Raw genomic sequence first — 12,279 nt, 5'->3', positions numbered from 1 at the left:
CCAGTGCGTCGACCAGGCAAACCGCGGTCCTTTTTCGGGCGAGCCGACACCCCTCGGTGCAGCCGCCGGGGGCGATTCGAGCGGTAGTCTGGCTCGCCGTGTACCTCAAGAGTCTGACGCTGAAGGGCTTCAAGTCCTTCGCCTCGCCGACGACTCTGCGCTTCGAACCGGGCATCACCGCCGTCGTGGGGCCCAACGGGTCCGGAAAGTCCAACGTGGTCGACGCGCTGGCCTGGGTCATGGGGGAGCAGGGGGCCAAGACGCTGCGCGGCGGCAAGATGGAAGACGTCATCTTCGCCGGGACCTCGTCGCGGGCCCCGCTGGGCCGCGCCGAGGTCACCGTCACCATCGACAACTCCGACAACGCGCTGCCCATCGAGTACTCCGAGGTGTCCATCACCCGGCGGATGTTCCGCGACGGCGCCAGCGAATACGAAATCAACGGCAGCAGTTGCCGTTTGATGGATGTTCAAGAACTGCTGAGCGACTCCGGGATCGGCCGGGAGATGCACGTCATCGTCGGGCAGGGCAAGCTCGACGAGATCCTGCAATCGCGGCCCGAGGACCGTCGCGCCTTCATCGAAGAAGCGGCCGGGGTGCTCAAGCACCGCAAGCGCAAGGAGAAAGCCCTCCGCAAACTCGACGCGATGTCGGCGAACCTGGCCCGGCTGACCGACCTGACCACCGAGCTGCGCCGCCAGCTCAAACCGCTGGGCCGCCAGGCCGAGGTGGCCCGCCGAGCCCAGACGATCCAGGCCGACCTGCGCGACGCCCGGTTGCGGCTGGCCGCCGACGACCTGGTCAACCGGCAGGGCGAGCGCGAGGCCATCTTCGAGGCCGAGGCCGCCATGCGCCGCGAACACGACCAGGCCTCCGCGCGGCTGGCGGAGGCGTCCGCCGAGCTGACCACGCACGAAACGGCGGTCGGCGAACTCTCGAGCCGGGCCGAGTCGGTTCAGCAGACTTGGTTCGCGCTGTCCGCGCTGGCCGAACGGGTCGCCGCGACCGTGCGCATCGCCAGCGAGCGGGCGCAGCACCTGGATGTGGAGCCGCTTGCCACCGGCGACACCGACCCCGACGCGCTGGAAGCCGAGGCCGAGCGGGTCGCGGTCGCCGAGCGCCAGCTGCTCGCCGATCTGGCCGGCGCGCGCACCCGGCTGGATGGCGCCCGCGCCGAATTGGCCGAGCGGGAGCGCGAGGCCGCCGAGGCCGATCGGGCACACATGGCGGCGGTGCGCGCGGAGGCGGATCGGCGAGAAGGCTTGGCGCGCTTGGCCGGTCAGGTGGAGACGATGCGGGCGCGGGTCGAGTCGATCGACGACAGCGTGTCGCGCCTGTCCGAGCGCATCGAGCAGGCCGCCGCCCGCGCGCAGCAGGCCAAGGTGGAATTCGAGACCGTCCAGGGCCGCGTCGGTGAACTCGATCAGGGCGAGGTCGGCCTGGACGAACACCACGAGCGCACGGTCGCGGCGTTACGGCTCGCCGATGAGCGGGTGGCCGAGCTGCAGTCCGCCGAGCGAGACGCCGAACGCCAGGTGGCCTCGCTGCGGGCCCGCATCGACGCGCTCGCGATCGGGCTGGAGCGCAAGGACGGCGCGGCCTGGCTCACCCAAAACCACGGCGGCACAGGCCTTTTGGGGCCGATGGCCAAACTGGTCAAGGTTCGCCCCGGCTACGAGGCGGCGCTGGCCGCGGTGCTGGGATCGGCGGCCGACGCGCTGGCGGCCGAGAGCTTCGGCGCGGCGCGTTCGGCCGTCGCCGCGCTCAAGGCGGCCGACGGGGGCCGCGCCGCGCTGGTGTTGGGGGACTGGCCCGCCGATCAGCCTGCGCCGCAGGCCGCCCCGGCGGGCGCGCTGTGGGCGCTCGACCTGATCGACGCGCCGGCCCGGCTGCGCGGCGCGATCACGGCCATGCTCTCCGGTGTCGCGGTGGTCGACGATTTGGACCAGGCCCTGGCGCTGGTGGCGGCGCACCCGCACCTGCGTGCGGTCACGCTCGACGGTGACCTGGTTGGCGCCGGCCGGGTGAGCGGCGGGTCGGACCGCAAGCCCTCGACGCTCGAGGTGACCTCGGAGATCGACAAGGCCGGCGACGAGCTCACCGCCGCGGAAGCGCGGGTGGCCCAGCTGAGCGCGGCGCTGTCGGGCGCGCTGACCGAGCAGGCCGCCCGTCAGGACTCGGCCGAGCAGGCGCTGGCCGCGCTCAACGAGTCCGACAGCGAGATCTCGGGGATGTACGAGCAGCTGGGACGGCTCGGTCAGGAGGCCCGGACGTCCGAAGACGAGTGGAGCAGGCTGCTGCGGCAGCGCGAGGAGCTCGAGGCGGGCCGGACCCAGACCGTCGCCGAAGTCACCGAACTGGAAACCCGGCTGCGCAACGCCCAGGAGACCCAGCACGCGCCGACGGAAGATCCGGTGAACCGTCAGCAGATCGCCGCGGCCACCGAGGCCGCTCGCAGCGTCGAAGTCGAGGCCCGGCTGGCGGTGCGGACCGCCGAGGAGCGCGCGAATGCGGTTCGCGGACGGGCGGATTCGTTGCGCCGCGCGGCCGCGGCCGAACGCGAGGCCCGGCTGCGGGCCCAGCAGGCCCTGGAGGCGCGGCTGCGCGCCGCCACGGTGGCGGCGGCGGTGGCCGACGCCGGGCGCCTGCTGGCGCAGCGATTGACCGGCGTCGTCGACGCCGCGTCCAAAATCCGCGACGCGCTGGCCGCCGAACGCCAGGAGCGTGCGACCGCGATGGCGGCGGTGCGCGCCGAGGTGAACGCGTTGAGCGCGCGGGTGGCCGCCCTGACCGACTCGCTGCACCGCGACGAGGTGGCCAACGCCCAGGCGGCGATGCGCATCGAGCAGCTCGAGCAGATGGTGCTCGAGCAGTTCGGCATGGCGCCGGCCGACCTGATCGCCGAGTACGGCCCGGAGAATCAACTGCCGCCCTCCGAATTGGAGATGGCCGAATACGAGCAGGCCAAGGAGCGTGGCGAACAGGTTTTCGCGCCCGCGCCGATTCCCTACGACCGGCCCACCCAGGAGCGCCGCGCCAAACGGGCCGAGCGCGAGCTGGCCGAACTGGGCAGGGTCAACCCGTTGGCGCTAGAGGAGTTCGCCGCGCTCGAAGAGCGGTACAACTTCCTGTCCACCCAGCTCGAGGACGTCAAGGCCGCCCGCAAGGACCTGCTCGGGGTGGTCGACGAGGTCGACGCCCGCATCCTGCAGGTGTTCAGCGAGGCGTACACGGACGTCGAACGCGAATTCACCGAGGTCTTCACCGTGCTGTTCCCCGGCGGTGAGGGCCGGCTGCGGCTGACCAATCCCGACGACATGCTCACCACCGGCATCGAGGTCGAGGCCCGCCCGCCGGGCAAGAAGATCACCCGCCTGTCGCTGCTATCCGGCGGTGAAAAGGCGCTGACGGCGGTGGCGATGCTGGTGGCGATCTTCCGGGCCCGCCCGTCGCCGTTCTACATCATGGACGAGGTGGAGGCCGCCCTCGACGACACCAACCTGCGGCGGCTGATCTCGCTGTTCGAGCTGCTGCGGGCGCGCTCCCAGCTCATCATCATCACCCACCAGAAGCCGACGATGGAGGTCGCGGACGCGCTCTACGGCGTGACCATGCAGGGCGACGGCATCACCGCGGTGATCTCGCAGCGGATGCGGGGCCAGCAGGTGGAGCAGCTGGTCGGCGCTGTCGAGTAAGGCCCGGTGACCACCCGGCACCCGACCGCTTGAAACAATGTCAGCGTGTCCCAAGGTCTTTGGATCGCCATCGCGGTCGTCGCTGCCCTGGTCGTCATCACCGCGCTGGTCCTGGGCCTGCTGCGGTATCGGCGGCGGCGCATCAGCTTCTCGACCCGGCCCGAACCCGGGGCCATCGACCGTTCCGGCGGCTACACCGCGTCCTCGGGCATCACCTTCAGCCAGACCACGACCGCCGATCGGCTCGACACCACCGGGCTGCCCGGGGTAGGTGACGACGCCGCCATCCCACGCGACGCGCCGCGGCGCACCATTTCCGAGGTCGAGCTTCCCGAACCGGTACCCGAGGCCCCCGCCGCGCCGGCCCCGGCGCCGGCGCCGCAGGCCCCCGCGCCCGAGGCCCCGGCACCGGAGGTTCCGGCGGCCCCCGAGGTGCCCCCGGCCGCCCCCGAGATCGAGGAGATCGCGCCCACCGAGGGCCGACTGGAACGGCTGCGCGGCAGGCTGGCCAGATCGCAGAACGCGCTCGGTCGCAGCATGCTGGGCCTGATCGGCGGCGGCGACCTGGACGAGGACGCCTGGCAGGACGTCGAGGACACACTGCTGATCGCCGACCTGGGGCCGGTGGTCACCGAATCGGTGATCGCGCAGCTGCGCACCCGGCTGGCCGGCAGCGACGTGCGCACCGAGGCCGACGCCAAGGCCGTGCTGCGCGACGTGCTGATCAAGGAGTTGCAGCCCGGCATGGACCGGTCGATCCGGGCGCTGCCGCACGCCGACCACCCCTCGGTGCTGCTGATCGTCGGGGTCAACGGCACCGGAAAAACCACCACCGTCGGCAAGCTGGCCCGGGTCCTGGTCGCCGACGGGCGGCGCGTCGTCTTGGGCGCCGCCGACACGTTCCGCGCCGCGGCGGCCGATCAGCTGCAGACCTGGGCGTCGCGGGTGGGCGCGGAGGTGGTGCGCGGCGCCGAGGGCGCCGACCCGGCCTCGGTGGCGTACGACTCGGTCGACAAGGGCATCGCCGCGGGCGCCGACGTGGTGCTCATCGACACCGCGGGCCGGCTGCACACCAAGGTCGGGCTGATGGACGAGCTCGACAAAGTTAAGCGGGTCGTAACACGGCGCGCCGCGGTCGACGAGGTGCTGCTGGTCCTTGACGCCACCATCGGGCAGAACGGGCTGGCCCAGGCCCGGGTGTTCGCCGAGGTCGTCGAGATCACCGGCGCGGTGTTGACCAAGCTGGACGGGACGGCCAAGGGGGGCATCGTCTTTCGGGTTCAACAGGAACTCGGCGTGCCGGTCAAACTGGTGGGGCTCGGGGAAGGCCCGGACGATCTCGCGCCGTTCGAACCGGCCGCTTTCGTCGACGCGCTACTGGGCTGACACCCCTTACACGGCGAGCGGGACGTTAATCCCGCCGAAACATGGCGGCACCATCGCCGAAACAACAATCTCGCAATGTTCTGGGACAGGTCATCAGACGTGTTTCTGGCGGCCAGTTGTGGGCCGAGCGGAGGAGATTGCGAGTGACATACCCGATACTGGGCCAGCCCAATACCGGCGATACCGCCTGGATGCTGGCCAGTTCCGCGCTGGTGCTGTTGATGACGCCGGGTCTGGCGTTCTTCTACGGCGGCATGGTGCGCGCCCGAAGCGTGCTGAACATGCTCATGATGAGCATCAGCGCGATGGGCGTGGTCACCGTGCTCTGGGTGCTTTACGGCTATTCGCTCGCCTTCGGCGACGACGCCGGGGCCGGTGTCGTAGGGAAGCCGACGTCGTTCTGGGGCCTGAAGGGCCTCATCGGCGTCAACGCTACGGCCGCCGATCCAAGCAAAGGCGTTGCGGCAACGGACATTCCGCTGGCGGGTACCTTGCCCGCCACGGTGTTCGTGGCGTTTCAGCTGATGTTCGCGATCATCACCGTCGCCCTGATCTCGGGCGCGGTGTCCGACCGGCTGAAGTTCGGCGCCTGGCTGGTGTTCGCCGGCCTATGGGCGACGTTCGTCTATTTCCCGGTCGCCCACTGGGTTTTCGCGTTCGATGGCTTCGCCTCCGAGAAGGGCGGCTGGATCGCCAACAAGCTGCACGCGATCGACTTCGCGGGCGGGACCGCGGTCCACATCAATTCCGGTGTGGCGGGCCTGATGCTGGCGATCGTGCTGGGCAAGCGGCGCGGTTGGCCCACGACGTTGTTCCGGCCGCACAACCTGCCGTTCGTGATGCTCGGCGCCGGATTGCTGTGGTTCGGCTGGTACGGGTTCAACGCCGGATCGGCCACCAGCTCCAACGGTGTCGCCGGGTCGACCTTCATGACAACCACGGTCGCGACGGCGACCGCGATGCTGGGCTGGATGCTCACCGAGCGGATCCGCGACGGCAAGGCGACGACGCTGGGCGCGGCGTCCGGCATCGTCGCCGGGCTGGTGGCCATCACGCCGTCGTGCTCGTCGGTCAACGTGCTGGGCGCGCTGGTGGTGGGCCTGGTGGCCGGTGTCGTGTGCGCGCTGGCGGTCGGCCTGAAATTCAAGCTGGGCTTCGACGACTCCCTCGACGTGGTCGGGGTGCATCTGGTCGGCGGCTTGGCCGGCACCCTGTTGGTGGGGCTGCTCGCCGCGCCGGAGAGCCCGGCCATCAACGGCGTCACCGGGGTGTCCAAGGGCCTGTTCTACGGCGGCGGCTGGGCCCAGCTCGAGCGGCAGGCAGTCGGCGCGTTCAGTGTCCTCATCTACTCTGGGGTGGTTACGCTGATCCTGGCGTTGATCCTGAAGTACACCATCGGGCTTCGTCTCAACCCGGAGGCGGAAGCCTCGGGCATCGACGAGGCCGAGCATGCCGAGAGTGGTTACGATTTCGCCGTGGCTACCGGTTCGGTTCTGCCGCCCCGGGTCGCTGTGGCGGATACCCGCAATGGCCTGGAGGAGGAGCGAGTGGGCGACAAAGTGGAGGCAGAGCAGTCATGAAGCTGATCACCGCGATCGTAAAGCCGTTCACGCTCGATGACGTGAAGACCGCTCTGGAGGACGCGGGCGTCCTGGGGATGACGGTCAGCGAAATCCAGGGCTACGGACGGCAGAAGGGTCACACCGAGGTCTACCGGGGCGCCGAGTATTCGGTCGACTTCGTGCCCAAGGTGCGCATCGAGGTCGTCGTCGACGACTCCATCGTCGACAAGGTCGTGGACAGCATCGTCCGGGCCGCGCGCACCGGCAAGATCGGCGACGGCAAGGTGTGGGTGAGCCCCGTGGAAACCATTGTGCGGGTGCGCACCGGCGAGCGCGGAACCGATGCGCTATGACATCCGCTGTCAATTGCTGATTCGACCCGGGCGGGCCGGGAGGGCATGACCCCGAACGACCCCGATCCGTCCGGGCAGCTGGCTGGGACGGAAAGCGCCTGCGGGGCAGTCGATTTGGCCGCTTCGCGGCGCCAACTACTGTCCGAGGGCAGCAAGCTGCACGCCGCCGAACTGCGGCACGCCTGGCTGGACCTGCACGAATCCTGGTTGATGGCCAAGGCGGACGAGATCGGGATCACCGACGACAGCGGCTTTGCCATCGTCGGCATCGGTGGACTGGGCCGCCACGAGTTGTTGCCGCATTCCGACCTGGACCTGATGTTGTTGCACGACAACAAGTCCGACGACGTGCTGGGCACGGTAGCCGACAAGTTGTGGTATCCGTTGTGGGACGCCAACGTTCGGCTCGACCACAGCGTGCGGACCGTTTCCGGGGCCCTCGGTGTCGCCAACGCCGACATGATCGCGGCGCTGGGCATGCTGGACGCCCGCCACATCGCCGGCGACGCCCGGCTGTCCGACGAATTGATCGCCGGCGCTCGACGACAGTGGCGCAGCGCGATTCGCTCCCGCATGAACGAGCTCGTCGAAATGACGCAGACGCGCTGGGACCGCTGCGGACGGATAGCGCAGCGGGCCGAGCCGGACCTGAAGTCGGGTCGCGGCGGCCTGCGCGATGTGCAACTGCTCGACGCGCTGGGTGTCGCCCAGCTGATCGACCGCCACGGCATGGCGCGCCCGGAATCTCCCGGGGGTTCGCTCGACGACGCCCACCTGACGCTGCTCGACGTGCGCACCGAGCTGCACCGGGTGTCGGGCCGCGGACGCGATCAGCTGCAGGCCCAATACGCCGACGAGATCAGCGCCGCCCTGCACATTGGGGACCGATTTGACTTGGCGCGCAAGCTATCCGACGCCGGGCGCACCATCGCCTACCATGCCGAGACCGGCATCCGGACCGCCGAGAACGCCCTGCCGCGGCGCGGGGTGACGGCCCTGGTGCGCCGGCCCAAGCGGCGTCCGCTGGACGAGGGTGTCGTCGAATATGCCGGAGAGATCGTCCTTGCCCGTGACGCGCGCCCCGACACCGACGTCGGTTTGGTGTTGCGGGTGGCCGCCGCCTCGGCCGACTCGGGGTTGCCGATCGGCGCCGCCACGCTGAGCCGGCTGGCCGCCGGCGCACCGGAGATGCCGGTGCCATGGCCGCGAGAGTCGTTGGACGACTTACTGGTTGTGCTGTCCGCCGGGCCGACCACCGTGGCGACCATCGAAGCGCTCGACCGCACCGGGCTGTGGGGCCGGCTGCTGCCCGAATGGGACGCCATCCGCGACCTGCCGCCCCGCGACGTCGCGCACAAGTGGACGGTGGACCGCCACGTCATCGAGACGGCCGTCAACGCCGCACCGCTGTCGACCCGGGTGGCGCGGCCCGACCTGCTCGCGTTGGGCGCGCTGCTGCACGACATCGGCAAGGGCCGCGGCGTCGACCACAGCGTGCTGGGCGCGGGCCTGGCGCTCGAGATCGGGCCCAGGCTGGGCATTTCGTCGGCCGAGACCGAGCTGCTCGCGCAGCTGGTCCGCCACCACCTGCTGCTGCCGATGGTGGCCACCCGCAGCGACCTCAACGACCCCAACACCATTGAGCGCGTGGTGAAAGCGCTGAGCGGGGACGCGCTGCTGCTCGAAGTCCTGCACGCCCTGACCGAGGCGGATTCGAGGGCCACCGGCCCCGGGGTGTGGAGCGAGTGGAAGGCGTCGCTGATCGAGGATCTGGTCCGGCGCTGTCGGCTGGTGATGGCGGGGGAGCCGCTCCCCGAGGCGAAACCCGCTGCACCGCAGTATCTTTCGCTGGCTGCCGATCGCGGCGTCCACGTGGACATCAAGCCCAGCGGCGGCGAGCGTCTGGATGTGGTGATGGCCGCGCCGGATCAGCGGGGACTGGTGTCGAAGGCCGCCGCGGTGCTGGCGCTGAACTCGCTGCGCATCCATTCGGCCTCGGCCAGCACCCACGAGGGATTCGCGATCGTCGAATTCGTGGTGTCGCCGTTGTTCGGCTCACCGCCGGAAGCGGGCCTGCTGCGCCAGCAGTTCACCGGCGCGCTGGCCGGCGACGTCGACGTGTTGGGTGCGCTGGAAAAGCGCGACACCGACGCCGTCAGCGCGGCCACCGGCCGGGCGGGTGAGGTCCAGGTCGGGGTTCCCGTCACGCGGTCGAGCGCGCCGCCCCGCATCCTGTGGGTCGACTCGGCCTCACCCGACCAGTTGATCGTCGAGGTGCGCGCCATGGACCGACTCGGATTGCTCGCCCTGCTGACCCGCGCGCTGGAGGTGGCGGGCACCGACATCGTCTGGGCGAAGGTCAACACCTTCGGGTCGACCGCGGCGGACGTCTTCTGCGTGACGGTGCCTGCCGAAGTGGCCGATGCGGCCGCCGGCGCCGAGCACGGCGCGCGCGACGGGGTCGAGCAGAGCCTGCTGGCCGTCTTGGGCGGCCCGGCGGTCGAGGTGCTCGAGGAACCCGTCGGCGACTGAGTGTGATGGGGGCGACCCCCCTCGCCCGGCCGCACCCACTCATGAATGCTCGGCGTTGAGCTGGCGCACCACGTCGATGCGAGCGCGCAGCTGTTCGCGGCTCGCCGCGGCAATCGGCGGGCCACCGCAGCGGCGACGCAGCTCGTTGTGAATCCACCCGTGCGGCTTGCCCGTCCGGTGGTGGGCGATCGAGACGAGGGTGTTCAGCTCGCGGCGCAACTCCCGAAGCTGGCCGTGCACGGTGGCGGACGGGGCCTGCACGCCCGCCGGCGATCCGGCCTCCTTTTGCAATCGGGCCCGCCTCTGCAGCTGTTCGTCTTGACGCTGGTGCAGCAGCGTGCGCATCTGCTCGGCATCGAGCAGCCCCGGGATGCCGAGGTAGTCCGCCTCCTCCTCGCTGCCGGCGGGAGCGGCGGTGCCGAACGACGATCCGTCGAAGATGAGCTGATCGAGTTCCGCGTCGGCACCCAATGAGGTGAACCCCTTGTCGAGGTCACCCTTCTCGTCCTGCGTCTTGGTGGCCGGATCGCCCTCGAGCGGGTCGCCCTCGGAGACGCGGTGCGGCTCGCCGAGCACGTGGTTGCGCTGAGCCTCCAGCTCGCTGGCCAGCTGGAGCAGGTTCGGCACCGACGGCACGAAGATGCTCGCGATTTCCCCCGGGCGGCGCGACCGCACGAACCGGCCGACGGCCTGGGCGAAGAACAGCGGCGTCGAGGCGCTGGTGGCGTAGATCCCGACCGACAGCCGCGGCACGTCGACGCCCTCGGAGACCATCCGCACCGCGACCAGCCAGCGGCTGGTGCTCGCGGCGAATTCGCTGATGCGCGCCGACGATCCGGGATCGTCGGAGAGCACGAGCGTCGGCGCCTCGCCGGTCAGCTTCGTCAGCAGGGCGGCGTAGGCGCGCGCGGCGGTCTGATCCGAGGCGATGATCATTCCACCGGCATCCGGTATGTGCGTGCGCAATTGGCGCAGCCGCAGATCCGCGGCGGTGATCACCGCGGGCATCCATTCGCCGGCGGGGTCCAGCGCCGTGCGCCACGCGCGCGCGGTCTGCTCGGCCGACAGGGGCTCGCCGAGGCGGGCCGCGTGCTCCTCGCCGGCGCTGTCGCGCCACCGCGCCTCCCCGGAGTAGGCGAGAAACACCACCGGCCGGACCACGCCGTCGGCAAGCGCATCGGTGTAGCCGTAGGTGTGGTCGGCCCGCGAACGCCGTATCCCGTCGGGGCCCGCCTCATAGGTCACGAACGGGATGGGGCTGTCGTCGCTGCGGAAGGGCGTGCCCGTCAGCGCGAGCCGGCGGGTGGCGTCGCCGAAGGCTTCGCGGATGGCGTCGCCCCACGTCTTGGCGTCACCGCCGTGGTGTATCTCGTCGAAGATGACCAGGGTCCTGCGCTGCTCGGTGCGCACCCGGTGCAGCGTCGGATGCGCGGCGACCTGCGCGTAGGTGACCATCACGCCGTGATACTCCGGCGCGATCCGCGGGTTGCTGTTGGTAAACCTCGGGTCCAGGGCCAGGCCGTAGCGCTGCGCGGCCTGCGCCCACTGCACCTTCAGGTGCTCGGTGGGCACCACGACGGTGACGTGCTCGACGGCGCGTTGGCCGAGCAGTTCGGCCGCCACCCGTAGGGCGAACGTCGTTTTCCCCGCGCCCGGGGTGGCCACCGCCAGGAAATCGCGCGGCCGGCCGGCGAGGTACTTGACCAGCGCCCTGCGCTGCCAGCCGCGCAGCACGCCTGCGTCGTCGGCCCGCGCCTGGATGTCGCCGAGCGGCATCGACACAGGCCCCCCGTTCATTGCTCGCCGACGCGGCTGACTCGATTGAGTCGCGGCTGTGAAATCTAGCACGCGAACGCTTTTCGGCGCAGTAACGACTCGACCGGCTACTGTGTCGGGCTCACCGTTTTGCGGGTCTGCAGCCATTGGTGGATGCGTCCGGCAACGTCGGCCCAGCCCGGTTCGAGCATCATGTTGTGGCCCATGGAGAAGAATTCCGGCTCGGTGCGGTAGGCGCGCGCCGTGTTGCGCACCTCGCGGACGCTGACGAAGCCGTCGTGCTCGGCGCCCAGCACCAAGATCGGCGTGGTCACCCGCTTGGTTCTGACGCGGCGGACGATCGGGTCGGTCATGGCCGCGCGAACGCTCTCGGCCCCCGCGCGTTGCCGGCACGATTCGACGACGGCCTCGGGCGTGTCGGCGCAGAACAGGTACTCACGGGCCAGCGCCGGGGTGGCGAGGAACTTCAGCAGCGTGGGATCGCTCCACGATTCCATCGTCATCGAGGGTCGCCGCCGCCACACCCGCAACGCCAGGGTGAGCACGCCCTGCGGGGGCACCGAGCCCACCAGCACCGCGGCCGGCGCGCTGCGATCTTCGAGGTAGCGCTGGATCACGAAACCGCCCAGGGAATGACCCACCAGGACCGGCGCGCCGCCCAGGTCGTCGGCCACCGTGCGGACGTCATCGATGTAGTCGCGGATCGACACCTTCGGCAGCGGCTTGGCCGTGGGGCTGGCGCCGTGTCCGCGCAGGCTCATCGCGACCGCGCGGTAGCCGGCCTCGGCGAAGAAGTCCAAGAAGTGTTCCCAGCACCACGCGCCATGCCAGCCGCCGTGCACGAAGAGCAGCGGCACCGGATGCGCTTCGGTGCACGACCCCTTGCCGATCACCTCGAGCATGAGCCGACCTTTGCTGGCGGCGGACCGGCCGTCAAGCTCCCGCCGAGCGTCACGCCAGCGTGGCGCCCGACGC

7 protein-coding genes are annotated in these 12,279 nt (G+C 70.5%); 5 read left to right on the top strand and 2 right to left on the bottom strand.

All coding sequences use genetic code 11. The annotated features are described in order from the left end of the window. Positions 1 to 98: 98 nt before the first annotated feature. From smc to AC5Y7E_RS07825, 5 genes are all read left to right on the top strand, one after another. The gene (gene smc / locus AC5Y7E_RS07845; RefSeq protein WP_499948354.1) at positions 99 to 3,695 is read left to right on the top strand and encodes a chromosome segregation protein SMC; all 3,597 of its coding nucleotides are present in this window, start codon (positions 99 to 101) and stop codon (positions 3,693 to 3,695) included. A 45-nt stretch (positions 3,696 to 3,740) separates the two neighbouring features. Continuing rightward, complete coding sequence (ftsY, locus tag AC5Y7E_RS07840; RefSeq protein WP_499948352.1) at positions 3,741 to 5,081, top strand: signal recognition particle-docking protein FtsY; 1,341 nt, start codon at positions 3,741 to 3,743, stop codon at positions 5,079 to 5,081. A gap of 191 nt (positions 5,082 to 5,272) precedes the next feature. Continuing rightward, the gene (locus tag AC5Y7E_RS07835; RefSeq protein WP_499919808.1) at positions 5,273 to 6,661 is read left to right on the top strand and encodes an ammonium transporter; all 1,389 of its coding nucleotides are present in this window, start codon (positions 5,273 to 5,275) and stop codon (positions 6,659 to 6,661) included. Beyond that, positions 6,658 to 6,996, top strand: coding sequence for a nitrogen regulatory protein P-II (glnB, locus tag AC5Y7E_RS07830; protein WP_144956377.1), 339 nt, complete (start codon positions 6,658 to 6,660; stop codon positions 6,994 to 6,996). The genes AC5Y7E_RS07835 and glnB overlap by 4 nt, the downstream gene beginning before the upstream one ends. Before the next feature lie 45 nt (positions 6,997 to 7,041). Further along, entirely contained in the window at positions 7,042 to 9,528 is a 2,487-nt protein-coding gene (locus AC5Y7E_RS07825) for a [protein-PII] uridylyltransferase (RefSeq protein ID WP_499948351.1), read from the top strand. Positions 9,529 to 9,567: 39 nt separating this feature from the next. On the opposite strand, the gene AC5Y7E_RS07820 is transcribed toward AC5Y7E_RS07825, so the two are convergent. Both AC5Y7E_RS07820 and AC5Y7E_RS07815 read right to left on the bottom strand, forming a co-directional pair. Beyond that, positions 9,568 to 11,304, bottom strand: coding sequence for a DEAD/DEAH box helicase (locus tag AC5Y7E_RS07820; protein WP_499948795.1), 1,737 nt, complete (start codon positions 11,302 to 11,304; stop codon positions 9,568 to 9,570). Positions 11,305 to 11,411: 107 nt separating this feature from the next. Next, positions 11,412 to 12,206: an alpha/beta hydrolase gene (locus AC5Y7E_RS07815; protein WP_499948793.1), complete on the bottom strand. Its 795-nt coding sequence runs from the start codon at positions 12,204 to 12,206 to the stop codon at positions 11,412 to 11,414. Between the last annotated feature and the right edge of the window lie 73 nt (positions 12,207 to 12,279).

It is taken from the genome of Mycobacterium sp. NGS17, from assembly GCF_059813205.1.
This window is presented reverse-complemented; position numbering and strand designations above follow the sequence as displayed.

Excerpts from the sequence above, each read along its gene's own strand:
- AC5Y7E_RS07815 (WP_499948793.1), bottom strand. The coding sequence starts at position 12,206 with ATGCTCGAGGTGATCGGCAAGGGGTCGTGCACCGAAGCGCATCCGGTG.
- AC5Y7E_RS07835 (WP_499919808.1), top strand. The coding sequence starts at position 5,273 with ATGCTGGCCAGTTCCGCGCTGGTGCTGTTGATGACGCCGGGTCTGGCG.
- glnB (WP_144956377.1), top strand. The coding sequence starts at position 6,658 with ATGAAGCTGATCACCGCGATCGTAAAGCCGTTCACGCTCGATGACGTG.
- AC5Y7E_RS07820 (WP_499948795.1), bottom strand. The coding sequence starts at position 11,304 with ATGCCGCTCGGCGACATCCAGGCGCGGGCCGACGACGCAGGCGTGCTG.
- AC5Y7E_RS07825 (WP_499948351.1), top strand. The coding sequence starts at position 7,042 with ATGACCCCGAACGACCCCGATCCGTCCGGGCAGCTGGCTGGGACGGAA.